The following is a 15,220-nucleotide window of genomic DNA, read 5'->3' as shown; positions in this document are numbered from 1 at the left end:
TGCACAGCAGAGAACGGCTAGACTCGCCGGTGTGACGACTTCCCGGGCAACACGGCGGGCGGAGACGACGCAGGAGAGCCGCAGACTGCTGGTCACCGCGGCGACCGGGCTGTTCGCCGAACGGGGCTACCGCCGGACCACGTTCGAGGACATCGCGACGCGGTCCGGGGTGAGCCGCGGCTCGATCCCCTGGCACTTCGGCAACAAGGAGGGCCTGCTCGCGGCGGTGGTCGAGCACGCCGTCGGGGAGTTGCGCGCGGACGACCCCGGCTCGCTCGGCCAGGCCATGGACGCACTCGTCGCGTTCACCCGCAGCCCGTCGACCAAGCTCTTCGTCACCCTGATCGCCGAGGCGATCGAACCGGGCTCGAAGCTGCACAAGTGGTACGCCGACCTGCACGAGGCGCTGCGGGGCCGGGTGCGCTCGTGGGTCGGGCGAGCCGACCTGCCGGACGGGATCGGCGCGGAGGAGCTGAGCACGGTCGTGCTCGGCGTGGTCATGGGCGTGCACCAGCAGTGGCGCATCGCCCCGGACGCGGTCGACCTCGAACGCACCTACACCGCGCTCGGCGGGCTGCTGCGCTCAGCCGGCTTGACGTAGCGCGGCCCGCACGTCCATCAGCGACTTGCCGAGCAGGTTGAGCCCCGGCCACAGATCGGGGTTCGCCGCGTCGGGGTGGTCGGCGGCCAGGCCGATTCCCCACACAGCGTCGAGCGGACTCGCCTCCACCAGCACGCGATCGCCCGTGCCCAGCAGGAATCGGCGCAGATCCGGATGCGCGCCGAACTTCGCCGCGTTGCCCGCCACCACGATCTCGTAGCGCTCGCGCTCCCACACCGCCGAGTCGAAGCCCGCGACGCCGCGCCCGAGGTCCTTGGCGATCTTGGGGTGTCCCGCGCGCAACACCTGCTCCGCGATCGACTCGTCGCCGAAGAGCATCGCCTTGCGCCACATCATGTAGTGCTCGGCGGTGGCGAAGATCAGCCCGTCCACCTCGAACGACGCGGGCCACCACTGGCTCAGGCAGCCCTTGCCCACACTGCCGTCGCGCTCGGGCCGATGCCCCCAGAAGAAGAGGTACTCAGCCACGGGCGTTCGTCCCGTCCCCGACCTGCAGCAGGATTCGTCCGTCCTGCTCCGACATGTCCACGCTCAGATCGCGACCACCGAAACCGAGGCGGTGCTGCTTGCTCACCGAGTTCGGGCCCGCGTCGTGAAAGCCCTTGGTGCCCAACAGGTGCTCCCGGATCCGGCGCATCGTGTCCACTGTGGACTCACCGGCCGGTCCGACGACCACGACGGTGCGGCCGCAGTAGCTCGACCCGCACCCGGTCCTGCGGGCGTCCACGACCGCCACCCCGGCGGGCAACGGCAGCACCTCGGCGACCGACGGCGGCGCGGGCTCGGTCTCCGCGATCCACCAGCCCACCACGACCAGCAGCCACACGGGCCCCAGGAACAGGCCGAGCGCGATCCGCCCGGCCAGCGCGCGCCGGGATCGGGGCGCCACCCAGCCCTCCGCCCGACGCGCGAAGAGGATCACCAGCGCCGTCAGCGGCACGTAGCCGAGCCACACGACGCGGTCGATCCCCGCGAAGGCGATCCCGGCCAGCACGGGGAAGCTCAGCCCGGCGAGCACCGCGAGCCCCAGCGCGACGCGCCACCGCTGGCGCTCGGTCCTGGCCAGCAGCAGCCAGCACCCGACCGGCGCCAGGGCGAACACGGCCGTGAGGGACGTCAGCACCGCGCAAGGCTATCGGCGAAACGTCCGGGGCGAACCTGGATTACGGCAGCTCACGCGGCGGGAAGGCGAACGACGACGTCGGCACGGGCACCCCGTAACCGCGCAGTTGCTGTGCGCGCGTGACGACCGCCGCGCCTTCGAGCAGGTTCAGCGCGATCTGCACGACCGAGCGGTTCTCCTGGTCGGCCAGGAAGGTGCCCGCCGTCCAGCGGTTGAACGCGCCCATCGCGGGGCCGCACCGCAGCTGGTAGTCCGCGGCGCGCGCCGGATCGCCGTGCACCGCCCACAGGACGGACCTGTCGAGGTACCACCGGAACACCTGCGCCATCCGCTGCCGCGCGTCCCCCGCGGCGGGCAGCTCGGCCAGCACCTCGGAGACCGGGCGTCTGAGGATGTCCCGCTCCAGCACGGCAAGCTCGGCGGGCGGGATCTCCTCCAGGGACTGGTGATCGCGGTAGAGCTGGTGCAGCCGGCTCGCGCGCTCGGCGAACCGGGTGCCCTTGCACAGCACCTGCGCCTGTTCCCCGCGCTCGAACCCGTCCGACCGCGGCGCCAGGCAGGTGTCGGCGAGGTCCGCGGCCGACAACAGCCGCTTCCCTGCCGCGGACAACCCGGACTCCACGGCCGCCTGGTTCACCGATCCGGTCACCACGTAGTCCGCGCCGAGGGTGAAGGCCGCGGCGACCGACTGAGGGGTGCCCAGTCCCCCGGCCGCGCCGACCCGCACCGGGCGGGTGTAGCCGAAGCGCGCGGCCAGCTCGTCGCGCAGCGCCAGGATCGCCGGGAGCAACGACATCAGCGGGCGCGCGCTGCCGGAGGAGGCGGTGATGTCCTCGGCGACCGGGACGAGCGCGGCCAGCTCGGCCTCCTCGGCGGTGATCTGTCCACTGTGGATGAGATCGCGCAGCATGCGCTGCGGGGCCGGGGACAGGAAGCGCTCTGCCAGCTCCGGGCTGTTGACCTTGGCGAAGATGTTGGTGCGGCGCTGGATCCGTCCCTCGGGGTCGCGGATGAGGCCCACCGCGGAGCAGCGCACCACCGCGGGGGTGAGCTCGCGGAACCCGGAGACCGACACGCACGGCACGCCGTGGGCCAGCAGCAGGTCCACGACGGCGTTCTCGGTCGCCGGGTCGGCCGCCAGGTTGACGCCCCAGTTCGGCCTGCCGCCGACCGAGGCAGCCAGCCCGGCGACGGCGCGCTCCACTGTGGACAGTGGAAGGCCCGCGGAGCCGAAGAAGCCCAGCAGCTCCGCCCGCGCCAGCGCGATCACCATCGAGGTGGTGGCGACGCCGTGACCCATCTCCCCCGCGGCGTAGGGGTAGCGCGTGCCGTGCGCGGTGCAGAACGACCGGTCGCCCAGCCACTCCGGGTACAGCGGCGGCAGGGTTCCGACGACGACGTTGCCCGGTTTGACCTCACCGACGGTCAGGCCGATGTCGTCGTCGCCGGAGAGCACGCCGGAGATCAGGTGAACGGGCTCGCGGATCCGGCGAGCGCACTCGGCGACGCCTTCCGCGGAGAACGCCAGAACGCTCACGCCGCCGCCCACACCGGTGTTGTCGCCCGCACCCGGGGCGCCAGCTCGTCCAGCGCCGCGGCCCACAGGTGGTCGAGCCCGTCGGACGCGGGCAGCGCCGAGTCGGTGACCACGCACAGGCTCGCGGTGTCCCCGTGGGTACCGAGGAACACCCCGATCGGCCGGTCGCGGTGCAGCATGCCGATCGGGACCATGCCGACCGCCTCCGCGCCCATCAGGTCCACCCGCCGGGTCCACCTGCTGTTGCCCGCCATCAGGTCCACGTGCCAGCGCGAGAAGGTCAGCGCGCAGGTCAGCCGGACCATCCAGGTGGGCAGCGCGCGCATGCCCCTGGTCGTGCCGATCACGTTCTTCTGCTCCACGCTGGAGGCTCGGACCCTGGCCAGCCGCTTCAGCGGGTCCGGCTCGTCGCAGGGCAGCTCCACCCGCAGCGGCACCGCGTGGTTGCCCAGCTCGTCCGGGCAGGGGCTGCTGCCGACGGTCATCGGCACCAGCGCCCACATCTGCTCCGGCACGGTCCGCCAGGGCATGCCCGGCCACTCGCGCAGCATCCCGCTCAACGCGGCCAGGTAGATCTCGTTGACCGTCACGCGGTGCAGCCGGGCCGCCCGGTACAGCCGCTCCGAGGAGACGGTGGTCCACCACACCCGGCGCTCGCCGGTGAGGCCCCGCGCGGAGAACGGCCGGGCCGACACCGGCCGGAACCCGCGCAGGTACCGCGTGATCCCGCTCCACACCGACCGCAGCACCCTCGGCCTGCCCGACCACGGCTTCGGCGCCTCGGACTCGGCGGCCTCGCCGTCGAGCAGCCGGTACAGCGCCTCCTCGGCCGACGCCCCGTCGAGCAGGGCGTGGTGCGGCTTGAACAGCACCGCGTACTCGCCGTCCCGGTAACCGTGGATCAGCCAGAGCTGCCACAGCGGTTCGGTGCGGGCCAGCCGCTGTTTGAGCACGTCCTCCACCACCGCGCGCAGTCCGACGTCGCCGGTCTCGCCGACCGTGGCGATCTCCCGCACGTGGTAGGCGAGGTCCAGCTCCTCGCGCCGCTCCCAGTCCCGCCCGGAACCGAGCGCCAGGGAGAGGTCGGGCACCCGGGGCAGCCGCGCCGCCACGTACTCGCGCAGTTCGTCCACAGTGGGCGGTCGGCCGGAGAACCGGAGGAACCCGCCCAGCTCCGCGCTGTTGGGGTGACCGGCGTCGTAGTCGAGGTACACCCGGTCCAGCGGGCCGAGCCTGCGCGGTCCCAGGCCCACCGTCCGGACGCTGGCCAGCAGGTAGTCGAGGTCGATCGGGGTCTCCGCGCCGTGCGGGCCGAGGACCGACCTGGCGCGCGCGTCGTCGAAGGTGCGGCGGTGGCTCAGGTAGGGCTCGAGGCTGGAGACCTGGGTGATCCGCTCGATGGCCCGCATCCGGTGCGGCGGCTGCGCGACGAGCTTGACGCGCAAGGGGAAGCTCTTCTCCAGCACCGACACCACGGCCTGCACCGGGACGTCGCTGCCGTGCACGACGTGGTAGGTCTGCACCACACCGGAGGGCCCGTTCTCCGCGACCGAGTCGGCGATCCTGGCCATCGCCGCGGCCGCGGCGGCGACCGGGATGAAGTTCAGCCGCGCGTCCTCGTGGCCGACCAGCCGCACGGTCGGCCGCAGCCACCTCGGCAGCCGCAGCCAGCCCAGCCGCATCCGGCGCTGCCGGGCCTTGCCCGCGCGCACCAGGTCCAGCAGCGGGTGGGACCACAGGTCGCCCGGGGCGGGTTCGTCGGTGGTCAGCAGGCTCGGGCGGTGCACGACCACCGGGCGGAAGCGCTCGTCGGCCCACGCGCGGACGGCGGTCTCGGCCTCGTGCTTGGACCGCTCGTAGGCGTTCTCGAAGCCGGGCAGGTCGTCGAGGGCGTCCTCGGCGATCACGCCCTCGCGTCGCGATCCCGCGACGAAGGCGCTGCTGACGTAGTGCAGCAACGGCTTGCGCGGCGCGGCGTCGAGCAGGTCGAGCACGTTGCGCGTCGTGGTGAGGTTGGCCAGCCGCAGCTTCTCGATGCCCGCCTCCACCTCCACGCTGCCCGCGCAGTGCCACAGCACGTCGAGCTCACCGGCGAGGGCGTCGTAGTCGGCGTCGGAGAGCCCGAGCCGGGGCTCGGTCAGCTCGACCTCGACCACCCGGATGCGGTCCGGCAGGGTGCTGATCACTGTGCGCGGGGTGCCCGAGCGCTCCAGGAAACGTCCGATACGCTCGATGGCGTCCGGTGATCCGGAACGCGCCAGCACGAGCAGGCTCGGATGCCGCTCCAGCAGCTCGCGAACGAGGCGCAGGCCCAGGAAGCCGGTCGCGCCGGTCACAGCGACAGTCACGGTGGGGGGACTCCTCACGGAGGTCGTTGGCGGGCGAATTCGGGCCGTGGGATGGTCACACACCTCACCACCGGGTTTGAAGATCCACTCAACGGGAAACGCGATTGCCGCCCCGGGTTCACTCGGCAGGGGAACTCACGCGCAACCGTCACCACGAAATGTGCACATTGCCCCGACCGCATTCACTCGATCGTGGACAGGCGATTCCCTGGGCGCGACAGCCCGTCCGGCCCTGTCCCCCGGCCCCGCACAGCCGCCCGGACGTGCGAAAACGCCGCGGTACCGCCGTCCGGGTGAGTCTCTAGTCCGCGTTCCCGGGGGCACCCTTGGCCGCGCCGCGCACCTCGATCGAGGCAAGCAGCTCGGCCGTGGCCTCGGCGACGGCGGCCACCGCGCGGTCGAAGGCCTCCGCGTTGTGCGCGGCGGGCTTCCGGAAGCCGGAGATCTTGCGGACGTACTGCAGCGCTGCGGCCTGGATGTCGATCTCGGTGACGTCCTCGGCGAACGGCGGGCGAAGGGTCTTGATGCTTCTGCACATGGGCGCAGATGTAGCACAGCCCCCACCTACCCGGCGACCGCCGGAGCGCGCAGCAGGTGCTTGTTCCCCCACACCCCCAAGGGTTCCAGGGCGGTGTTGAGCGACTTCCCCAACGGCGTCAACGAGTACTCGACGCGCGGCGGCACCTCGTCGTAGGACTCGCGGTGGACCAGACCCGCGCCCTCCATCTCGCGCAGGTGCGCCGCGAGCACCTTCTCGGTGATGCCCGACAGGGCTCGGCGCAGCTCGCCGAAGCGGGCGGGCCGCTGCGCCAGCACCCACAGCAGCGACACCTTCCACCTCCCGCCGATCAGGTCCATCGTCGCCTCGGTCCCGCACTGGTGGGCCCCCGGCCTCGGCACCGCCACCACCTCGCATTCGCTCTACCTGCACGCTCACCCCGCGGAAAGCACGCACTTCGGAGTGCGTACTTGTCGGGCTCACCGGACGGCGGCGAGCCTAACCGGCATGACCGACACTTCCGCCAAGCTCACCCTGCTCGGCCTGGGCGCGATGGGCTCCGCGCTCGCCACCGCCTGGCTCGCCGCCGACTACGACATCACCGTCTGGAACCGCACCGCCTCCCGCGCCGAACCGCTCCGCACGCTCGGCGCGCAGGTCGCCGACACCGCCGCGGACGCCGTCGCCGCGAACGATCTCGTCGTGGCCTGCCTGCTCGACGACGCCTCGGTCCGTTCCACTCTGGACGGCGTGGACCTGACCGGGAAGGACCTGATCAACCTCACCACCGGCACTCCCGGCAGTGGCCGCGAACTCGCGGCGTGTGCCACCGCCCGCGGCGCGCGCTACGTCGACGGCGGGATCATGGCCGTCCCGCCGATGATCGGCGTGCCGGACTCGGGCGCCTACGTCTTCTACAGCGGTTCCGCCGCCGCGTTCGAGGCCCACCGCGACGCGCTCGCCGTCGGTGCCGGGACGAAGTTCGTCGGCGAGGACCCAGGGTTCGCGGCGCTGTACGACGTGGCGCTGCTCAGCGCGATGACGGGCATGTTCGCCGGGGTCTCGCACGCATTCGCCTTGGTGCGCAAGGAGAACATCGACCCGCGCGAGTTCGCCGGGTTGGTGTCCGGCTGGATCACCGCCATGTCCGGCTACGCGCACGGCATCGCCGAGCACCTGGCGAGCGGCGACTACACCACCGGCGTCACGTCCAACCTGGCGATGATGGTGGAGGGCAACGCGACCATGCTGCGCACCGCGCACGAGCAGGGCGTCAGCCCGGAACTGCTGGAGCCCTTCATGCGGCTGATGCGGCAGCGGGTGGACGACGGGCATGGCGACGAGGACACCACCGGCGTGATCGACCTCCTCCTCAGCCGCCGCTGACGCACCCAGGTACTCCGTGATACTTTGTAGTGGTACTCAGCAACACTGAGTACCAGGACCGAAGAGGATCGGCGATGGACGACCTGACGGAGATGCTGAAGGGCACGCTCGAAGGCTGCGTGCTGGAGATCATCCGCGGTGAGGAGACCTACGGGTACGCCATCACGCGCCGGCTGAACGAACTCGGGTTCGCCGACGTCGTCGAGGGGACCGTGTACACCATCCTGCTCCGACTGGAGAGGAACGGGCTCGTCGAGATGACGAAACGCCCCTCCGGCCAGGGTCCGCCGCGCAAGTTCTACGCGCTCAACGACGCGGGGCGCGCGGAGCTGGCGAAGTTCTGGGCGAAGTGGGAGTACGTCACGTCGCGGATCGAGAGGCTCAAGGAGGGCGGGAGATGAACTTCTGGGAGACCATCACCGGCAGCGATCTGACCAGGGAGTGGAAGGCGCTCGAAGCCCGGGCGGCGGCGTTGCCCGCCGACCACCGGGCGGCGTGGGAGCAGATCAAGGGTCATCTCTCGCTCTACTCGAACTTCAGCGGCCGGAACCTGCTGCCGCTCCTCGACAACGCTCTGGTGCTGCTCGAGGAGACCGCGGCCGACGGGCAGGGCGTCGAGGAGGTGCTGGGCGATGACGTCGAGGGCTTCTGCGCGGCCCTGGCGGGCGAGGAGAAGGGCCGCAGCTACCGCGACCGGTGGCGCGAGCAGCTGAACAGGAACGTCGCGAGGAAACTGGGCAGGCTGGGAGGCTGACGTGGGCATCCGGGACATCATCGAGGGCAAGAAGCAGTGGCGGGCGCACATGGCGCGGGTCAAGGCGCTCCCGCCGGACTACCAGATCGTCTACAAGGAGATCCAGCGCTACATCTTCAAGGTGGGACCGGTCGACCTGCTCGACGGGACCCTGCTCACCGGGATCGTGGACTTCTTCGAGGAGGGGGTCGCGGCGGGCAAGGGGGTCCTGCAGCTCATCGGCACCGACGTCGCCGCCTTCTGCGACGGCCTGCTCAAGGACACGCGCACCTACGCGGACGTCTACCAGGAGTCGATCAGCGGAAAATCCCAGAAGTAGCTGTCCGGAACCGGGCTCGCCGATCGTCATCATGGCAACGGCCCGCTCGGGGCCGCCCAGAAGAGGGAGACGGTCGCGATGAAGTACATGATGTTCGTCTGCTCCGACACCGAGCCGGACACCGACCCGGCGCCGGGGCCCGACATCGAGGTGTGGGTGGCGGACAACGACGAGGCGGGCAGGCGCCTGCAGGGCGCGGCGCTGGCCCCGGCCTCGACCGCGACCACGGTGCGCGTGCGCGACGGCCGGACCCTGGTCAGCGACGGCCCGTTCACCGAGACCAAAGAGGTGATCGTCGGCTTCGACCTGCTCGACTGCGCGGACCTGGACGAGGCGATCGAGGTGGCTCGCACCCACCCGATGGCGCGGTCCGGGCGCATCGAGATCCGTCCGTTCGCCGACTTCGAGCAGTGATCCCGGCTTCCGCCGTGGCGGTGGAGACCGCCGCCACGGCGTACCCGGCGATCGTGGCGAAGCTGATCCGCGTCACCGGTGACTGGGGCCTCGCCGAGGACTGCGCCCAGGAAGCACTCGCCGCCGCGCTGGCGCGCTGGCCGGGCGAGGGCGTGCCGGACAACCCCGGCGGCTGGCTGATGACGGTGGCCCGCAACCGCGCCGTCGACGCGCTCCGCCGGTCCGCGGTGGAGCGGCGGAAGCTCCGCGAGGTGGCGGTGCTCGCCCTGACCGCGGCCACCGAGCCGGCACCGGCCGAGGAGGTGGCCGACGACCGGCTGCGGCTGGTGTTCACCTGCTGTCACCCGGCTCTGGCCCTGGAAGCCAGGACGGCGCTGACGTTGCGCACGATCTGCGCGGTGCCCACCGCCGACCTCGCGCGGGCGTTCCTGGTCAGCGAGTCCACCATGACCCGCAGACTGACCAGGGCGAAGACGAAGATCGCGAGCGCGGGCATCCCCTACCGCGTGCCGAGCGGTGCGGCGCTGGACGAGCGGCTGCCCGGGGTGCTGGCCGTGGTGTACCTGCTGTTCACCCAGGGCTACAACGCCGACGGCGCACCGGCGTTCGCCACCGAGGCGGTCCGGCTGGCGCGGTTGGTCACCCGGCTCATGCCGCGACAGCCCGAACCCGCCGCCCTGCTCGCACTGCTGCTGTTCCAGCACTCCCGGCGCGACACCCGGCAGGATGGCAACGGGGAACTGGTCCCGCTCGACCGGCAGGACAGGACGCGGTGGGACCACAGCGCGATCGAGGAAGCCCAGCAGATCCTCTCCGGTCTGCACCACGACGGGCCGTACCTGTGGCAGGCCACGATCGCCGCCTGCCACGCCACCGCGGCGGCCCCGGAAGCGACGGACTGGCACCGGATCGCCGAGTGCTACGACCGGCTGCTCGAGCTCCAGCCCAGCCCGGTGATCGCGCTCAACCGCGCGGTCGCGCACGGGTACGCGTCAGGGCCTTCGACCGGGCTGGCTCTGCTGGCCGGGGCGCGGGTCACCGGTGTGCTGGAGGACTACCCGCTGGCGATCGCCGCCGAAGCCGACCTGCGCGCCCGAGCGGGTGATCGCGACCGCGCGGCCGCGTTGTTCCGGGAAGCCGCCGAGCGCACCCACAGCGGAGCCGAGCGGCGCGCACTGCTCGCCCGCGCCGACGAACTGTAGAAGGAAGCCCATGTCCCACAAGCACTTGCTGGGTGCGCTCGATGCCCAACGCCGACACGTGCTCGGCATCCTGTCCGGCCTGACCGCCGAGGATCTGCGGCGCCCGGTGCTGCCCTCTGGCTGGAGCTGCCTCGACCTGGTCAACCACCTCGCGCTCGACGTCGAGCTGTTCTGGTTCCGCGCGGTCGTCGCCGGGCAGCCCGACGCGATCGCCGAGCTCGACGTGGTCGGGGATGCCTGGCGGGTCGACCCGAACCTGCCTCCGGATCAGGTGCTCGCCGGTTACCGGACGCAGATCGAGCACGCGGACGCGGTGCTCGCCACGACGTCCCTGGACTCCGCACCCGCGTGGTGGCCGGACGGGCTGTTCGGTGACTGGCGCCTGGCCACGAACGGTGAGGTGCTGCTGCACGTGATCACCGAAACCGCCTGCCACGCCGGGCACCTCGACGCCGCGCGCGAACTCCTCGACGGCCACCAGTGGCTGGTGGTCACCGGCTGATGTCCGCGGCGGTCCCGGCCGGTGCAGCCGGCCGACCGCGGAGATCACCACGTCGACGACGTGTGCACACGGGTCAGCCGGGCACGTGCGCGTCCCGCCACGCCCGCACGACGTCCCCGTTCTCGGTGAGGTCGTAGGGCGCCGAGGCGTCGAGCTCGGCGAAGACGATCACCTTGCCGGTCGTCGGGTCCACGCTGAACTCGAACCACTCGGGGGCCGGGCAGAACTCGTCGGGCGCGTCCGGGTTGTGCGCGAGGGGGTACCCGGCGAACACCAGCTCCTCGAACAGGGTCCCGGCCGGCCACTGCCGAACGGTCTTCCCGTCCCAGGTCTGCTGGGTCACCTCACCGACGGTCACCAGGAAGTGCTCCCACACCAGATGGTCCACTCCCGCATTATCCCCACCACCCCGACACGGACGCGAAACGAGCTCGGGCGATCGTCTCGAGACCGAACCGTGGCCGGGTCACGACCCCCGCCCCGCATGCTGGTCCCTGCCGGAAGGGGTGGAGATGGCGATGGGGCTGGACGCCGTGCGGCAGCGCGTGGGGGCGAGCTTGTTCGAGCGGGTGGCGGGCCCGGACGGCCCGGCCACCCGCGATCGCATCGACACCACGCCGGGCCCGAGGTGGTTCGCCGAGGACAGCGCGATCCGGCGGGTGCACTCCGACGCGTCGATGTTCGTCGGCGGCCTGCGCGCGCTGCTGTTGCAGTCGCTGCACCCGCTGGCGATGGCCGCGGTGGCCGGGCACTCCGGGTACCGCTCCGACCCGTGGGGGCGGTTGCAGCGCACCAGCACCTTCCTTGCCATGACCACCTTCGGCACGGCCCAGCACGCCGAGGAGGCGATCGCCCACGTCCGCGCGGTGCACGAACGCATCCGCGGCACCGCGCCGGACGGGCGGCCGTACCAGGCCGGCGATCCGCACCTGCTCGGCTGGGTGCACGCGGCGGAGATCGACAGCTTCCTCCGCTGCTACCAGCGCTACGGCCCGAAACCGCTCAACGGAGCCGAATGCGACGCCTACGTGACGGACACCGCGCGGATCGCCGAAGGGCTCGGCGTGCTCGGCCCGCCGCGCTCCCGGGCGGAACTGAACGCCGTGCTCGACGCGTACCGTCCCGAGCTGCGCGGCACCGCGCAGGCCCGGGACACCGCTCGTTTCCTCCTCTTCAAACCGCCGCTTCCGTTGCTGGCACGGGCTCCTTACGCCGCACTGGCTTCAGCGGCCGTGGCCGCGCTGCCGCCGTGGACCCGGTGGCCGCTGCGCCTGCCGTACTTCCCGCCGGTCGAGCGCACCGCGGTGCAGCTCGCCGGCCACGGCATCGTCGGCCTTCTCCGCTGGGCCATGACCTAGCGGCACTCGTAGAGCATGCTCGTCGTTCCGCCGTACTCCTCGCGAGGAACGACAGTGCAGTTGTCGCGCACCCACGTCATGCGCTCGCTCGCCTGCCCGCCGCGCTTGGTCATCTCGGCGATGCTCGTCCGTCCCGCCAGGACGAACCGGAGTTCCCCGCGCCGCACCCAGCCCGCGATCTCCTCGGTGGTCGGTGCCGGGTCGACGCCCATGAACCCGCCGAAGCCGATCACCACCCGGCCACTGTTGAGCACGAAGTTCGACGCCATGATCGCGCCGCCGTCCACGCCGAGCGTGATGCGCGCGCCGCCGGACTTCGCGGTCGCGTAGTCGAGCACCTTCCGCTGCTCGTCGGACAGATCGCCCTTGTTCGTCCAGTCGCCCCCGGTCACCTCGGACATCTGCGGCGGCATCATCTGCCGAAGCTCCACACTGGACTCCGGCCCGGCCGTGGGCAGGCTCGCGTTCGCCGGAGGCGGGCCGAAGGCGGCCGAGACCGACCACACCGCGGGTGCGAACAGCATCGCCGCGACCCCGACCGGCGCGGTGACCCGCGCGGGTGCCCGGAAAGCGGCGACCGCCAGCACCGCGAGCACGACCACCACCGGACCGACCCACCCGTTCCAGTCCGGGCTGCGGTACACGACCACGAGCGCCCAGGCCGCGGTGATCACCGCCAGGGCCTGCACGCCGAAGCGAACGCGTTGTGCCGCAACGACTCCCGCTCCGATCAACGCGGCGATCGCCGGGGCCAGCGCCGTCGTGTAGTACGAGTGGAAGATCCCGCCGGCGAAGCTGAACACCAGCCCGTTGACCAGCAACCAGCCGCCCCAGAGCACCCAGCCCGCGCGCTGGTGGGCCGGGACGTCCTTGTTCCGCCTGCTCGCCACCAGCACACCGGCCAGGACGACCAGCGCCGCCGGGAGCAGCCAGCTGATCTGTCCGCCCATCGCCTCGTTGAACATCCGGCCGAGCCCGGGATCACCGCCCATCATCAGGTTGCGCATCACCCGCGACATGTTCTCCCCGCCGGGGAACCCCGCCGGGATGTCGCCCGGCATGCCGCCGGGACCGCCGCCGCCCATGCCCAGGATGCGCGCGAGGCCGTTGTAGCCGATCACCAGGTCGAACGCGGTGCCGTCGGTGCTCCCGCCGATGTAGGGCTTGCGTCCCGGCCACAGGTCGACCAGCGCGACCCACCACAGCGAACTGGCCAGCAGCACCCCGCCCGCACCGAGCGTGTCGGTGATCCGCCGCCGCCACGGCGCCGTCGAGCCGACCAGGTAGGCCGCGACCAACGCGGGAACCACGATCCACGCCGCGAGCATCTTCGTGTTGAACCCGCAGCCGACGAGGAAGGCGGCCAGCAGCAACCACCGCGTCGCCGCCCCGGGGGCGATGTCCGGCTGGATCGACCGCGTGATCGCGTAGGCGGCTCCGACCAGGAACAGCACCAGGAGCGTGTCCGGGTTGTTGTCGCGGTTGATCACCACGGTGATCGGCGTCAGCGCGAGCACGAGCGCGGCCAGCAGCGCGGCGTTCTCCCCCGCCCACATCCGCACGGTCCGGTGCAGCAGGAACACCGCGGCAACGCCGAAAACCGCCTGCGGCAACAGGATCGCCCATCCGTGGAACCCGAAGATCCAGGTGGAGACCACCTGCGGCCACAGGGCGAAGGGCGGCTTGTCGACGGTGACCACACCGGCCTGGTCGAAGGAGCCGAAGAGGAAGTTCACGAAGCCGCTGGACATCGACCGCGTCGCGGCGGTGTAGTAGCTGTTCCCCCAGCCCCACGCCCAGATTCCCCACGCGTAGAGCACTGCGGCGAGTGCGAGGATCGCGGCCAGAGCCCACTTGGGCCTACTCATCGAGCGATGTCCTTTCCACGGCCGGGCCGGAAGACCCAGTTCCGGTAGAGCACGAACCGCAGCAGGGTCGCCGCGGCGTTGGCGAGGCAGAGCACGACCAGCTCGATCGCGGTGCCGCCGCCCATGGCGAGGTTTTCCAGCAACCACAGCGACCCCGACGTGAGCCCGAGGCCGAGCGCGAAGACGACGAGGCCCTCGAACTGCGCGCGGATCCGCCCTTCCGGTCCGCGCACGCCGAAGGTGAACAGCCGGTTGGCGGCGGTGTTGCCCACCGCGCACGTCAGCAGCGCCAGGGCGTTCGCGGAGAAGGCTCCCATCATCGGCCGCAGCAGGGCATAGAGGATCAGATAGGCCACTGTGGACACAACGCCGATGGCCGCGAACCGCAGCAGCTGTGCGCTCATCCCCTTCGGCACCCCGGGGTGCTCGTCGGCGAGCGCGGAGCGCAGCGTCGTCGGCAGCCGGGCCCGCATCGTCGCCGACGCCAGCGTCCTGGTGAGCCTGGCGACGCCGCGAAGGTCGGCGATGGCCGTCGCGATCACGTCCACCCTGCTGTCCGGATCGTCCACCCAGTCCACCGGCACCTCGTGGATGCGCAGCCCCGAGCGCTCGGCGAGGACGAGCAGTTTGGTGTCGAAGAACCAGCCGGGGTCCTCCACCAACGGCAGCAACCGCTCGGCGACGTCCTTGCGGATGGCCTTGAAACCGCACTGGGCGTCGGAGAAGCGGGCGCGCAGGGTGCCGCGCAGGATCAGGTTGTAGCAACGCGAGATGAACTCGCGCTTCGGTCCGCGCACCACCCGCGCGCCCCGCGCGAGCCGGGAGCCGATGGCCACGTCGGAGTGCCCCGACACCAGGGGCGCGATCAGCGGCAGCAGCGCGGCGAGGTCGGTGGACAGGTCGACATCCATGTACGCCAGCACATCCGCGTCACTGGTCGTCCACACCGCGTTGAGCGCACGACCCCGTCCCTTGGCGTCCAGCCGCACCGCGCCGACCCCCGGCAGCTCGGCGACCAGCTCACCGGCGATCTCCCACGTGCGGTCGGTGCTGGCGTTGTCGGCGACGGTGATCCGCCAGCTGAACGGGAAGGCCGCGGACTCCACGAGGAAGGCGTGCAGCCTGCGCACGCTCGGGCCGAGGTCCTGTTCTTCGTTGTAGACGGGCACGACGATGTCGACGGTGGGCCTCGGCGCCGCGGTCGCCGGGCCCAGGCGATCGGCGATCTCCCCGGTCGGGGCCTGCGTGGAAGTCATGATCGGTACGCTCGCTGTGGATCATCAACCGT

Annotated in this window: 18 protein-coding genes; 9 read left to right on the top strand and 9 right to left on the bottom strand. The window is 71.6% G+C overall.

Annotation, left to right across the window (positions count from 1 at the left end; translation table 11 throughout):
- Positions 1-31 precede the first annotated feature (31 nt).
- Positions 32-601, top strand: coding sequence for a TetR/AcrR family transcriptional regulator (locus tag BLT28_RS07210; protein WP_030433261.1), 570 nt, complete (start codon positions 32-34; stop codon positions 599-601).
- Here the strand turns inward: BLT28_RS07210 and BLT28_RS07205 are convergent.
- From BLT28_RS07205 to BLT28_RS07180, 6 genes are all read right to left on the bottom strand, one after another.
- Positions 584-1,090: an NADAR family protein gene (locus tag BLT28_RS07205; protein ID WP_052408139.1), complete on the bottom strand. Its 507-nt coding sequence runs from the start codon at positions 1,088-1,090 to the stop codon at positions 584-586. The genes BLT28_RS07210 and BLT28_RS07205 overlap by 18 nt on opposite strands.
- Positions 1,083-1,745, bottom strand: coding sequence for a hypothetical protein (locus tag BLT28_RS07200; protein ID WP_030433263.1), 663 nt, complete (start codon positions 1,743-1,745; stop codon positions 1,083-1,085). The genes BLT28_RS07205 and BLT28_RS07200 overlap by 8 nt, the downstream gene beginning before the upstream one ends.
- A 40-nt stretch (positions 1,746-1,785) precedes the next feature.
- Positions 1,786-3,282, bottom strand: a complete 1,497-nt coding sequence (locus BLT28_RS07195; protein ID WP_231950668.1) for a PfaD family polyunsaturated fatty acid/polyketide biosynthesis protein — start codon at positions 3,280-3,282, stop codon at positions 1,786-1,788.
- Positions 3,279-5,630, bottom strand: a complete 2,352-nt coding sequence (locus BLT28_RS07190; protein WP_156051771.1) for an SDR family oxidoreductase — start codon at positions 5,628-5,630, stop codon at positions 3,279-3,281. The genes BLT28_RS07195 and BLT28_RS07190 overlap by 4 nt, the downstream gene beginning before the upstream one ends.
- 301 nt (positions 5,631-5,931) lie before the next feature.
- Positions 5,932-6,168, bottom strand: coding sequence for a DUF2277 domain-containing protein (locus BLT28_RS07185; RefSeq protein WP_030433266.1), 237 nt, complete (start codon positions 6,166-6,168; stop codon positions 5,932-5,934).
- Positions 6,169-6,194: 26 nt separating this feature from the next.
- Complete coding sequence (locus tag BLT28_RS07180) at positions 6,195-6,530, bottom strand: winged helix-turn-helix transcriptional regulator (protein ID WP_322788501.1); 336 nt, start codon at positions 6,528-6,530, stop codon at positions 6,195-6,197.
- A gap of 106 nt (positions 6,531-6,636) precedes the next feature.
- On the opposite strand from BLT28_RS07180, the gene BLT28_RS07175 reads away from it, so the two are divergent.
- From BLT28_RS07175 to BLT28_RS07145, 7 genes are all read left to right on the top strand, one after another.
- On the top strand, positions 6,637-7,515 hold the full coding sequence (locus BLT28_RS07175) for an NAD(P)-dependent oxidoreductase (RefSeq protein WP_030433268.1): 879 nt from the start codon (positions 6,637-6,639) through the stop codon (positions 7,513-7,515).
- Positions 7,516-7,589: 74 nt separating this feature from the next.
- Entirely contained in the window at positions 7,590-7,916 is a 327-nt protein-coding gene (locus BLT28_RS07170) for a PadR family transcriptional regulator (RefSeq protein ID WP_030433269.1), read from the top strand.
- Positions 7,913-8,269 carry a DUF1048 domain-containing protein gene (locus BLT28_RS07165; protein WP_030433270.1) on the top strand — a complete coding sequence of 119 codons (357 nt, stop codon included), beginning with the start codon at positions 7,913-7,915 and terminating at the stop codon, positions 8,267-8,269. The genes BLT28_RS07170 and BLT28_RS07165 overlap by 4 nt, the downstream gene beginning before the upstream one ends.
- 1 nt (position 8,270) lies before the next feature.
- Positions 8,271-8,588 (top strand): DUF1048 domain-containing protein, encoded by a 318-nt coding sequence (locus BLT28_RS07160; protein WP_030433271.1) that lies wholly within the window; start codon positions 8,271-8,273, stop codon positions 8,586-8,588.
- Between the two features lie 78 nt (positions 8,589-8,666).
- Positions 8,667-9,002: a YciI family protein gene (locus BLT28_RS07155; RefSeq protein ID WP_030433272.1), complete on the top strand. Its 336-nt coding sequence runs from the start codon at positions 8,667-8,669 to the stop codon at positions 9,000-9,002.
- Positions 8,999-10,204 (top strand): RNA polymerase sigma factor, encoded by a 1,206-nt coding sequence (locus BLT28_RS07150; RefSeq protein ID WP_231950666.1) that lies wholly within the window; start codon positions 8,999-9,001, stop codon positions 10,202-10,204. Before BLT28_RS07155 ends, BLT28_RS07150 begins: the two co-directional genes overlap by 4 nt.
- A gap of 10 nt (positions 10,205-10,214) precedes the next feature.
- On the top strand, positions 10,215-10,706 hold the full coding sequence (locus tag BLT28_RS07145; protein ID WP_030433274.1) for a DinB family protein: 492 nt from the start codon (positions 10,215-10,217) through the stop codon (positions 10,704-10,706).
- 73 nt (positions 10,707-10,779) lie between these two features.
- On the opposite strand, the gene BLT28_RS07140 is transcribed toward BLT28_RS07145, so the two are convergent.
- Positions 10,780-11,094: a hypothetical protein gene (locus BLT28_RS07140; RefSeq protein WP_030433275.1), complete on the bottom strand. Its 315-nt coding sequence runs from the start codon at positions 11,092-11,094 to the stop codon at positions 10,780-10,782.
- A gap of 124 nt (positions 11,095-11,218) precedes the next feature.
- On the opposite strand from BLT28_RS07140, the gene BLT28_RS07135 reads away from it, so the two are divergent.
- Complete coding sequence (locus BLT28_RS07135; RefSeq protein WP_030433276.1) at positions 11,219-12,064, top strand: oxygenase MpaB family protein; 846 nt, start codon at positions 11,219-11,221, stop codon at positions 12,062-12,064.
- Here the strand turns inward: BLT28_RS07135 and BLT28_RS07130 are convergent.
- Positions 12,061-13,932, bottom strand: a complete 1,872-nt coding sequence (locus BLT28_RS07130; protein ID WP_052408141.1) for an ArnT family glycosyltransferase — start codon at positions 13,930-13,932, stop codon at positions 12,061-12,063. The genes BLT28_RS07135 and BLT28_RS07130 overlap by 4 nt on opposite strands.
- Positions 13,929-15,188, bottom strand: a complete 1,260-nt coding sequence (locus BLT28_RS07125) for a bifunctional glycosyltransferase family 2/GtrA family protein (protein ID WP_030433278.1) — start codon at positions 15,186-15,188, stop codon at positions 13,929-13,931. Before BLT28_RS07125 ends, BLT28_RS07130 begins: the two co-directional genes overlap by 4 nt.
- Between the last annotated feature and the right edge of the window lie 32 nt (positions 15,189-15,220).

Source organism: Allokutzneria albata (genome assembly GCF_900103775.1).
GTDB classification, from domain to species: domain Bacteria; phylum Actinomycetota; class Actinomycetes; order Mycobacteriales; family Pseudonocardiaceae; genus Allokutzneria; species Allokutzneria albata.
The sequence above is the reverse complement of the archived record's forward strand: the minus strand, read 5'-3'. Positions and strand labels throughout refer to the sequence as shown.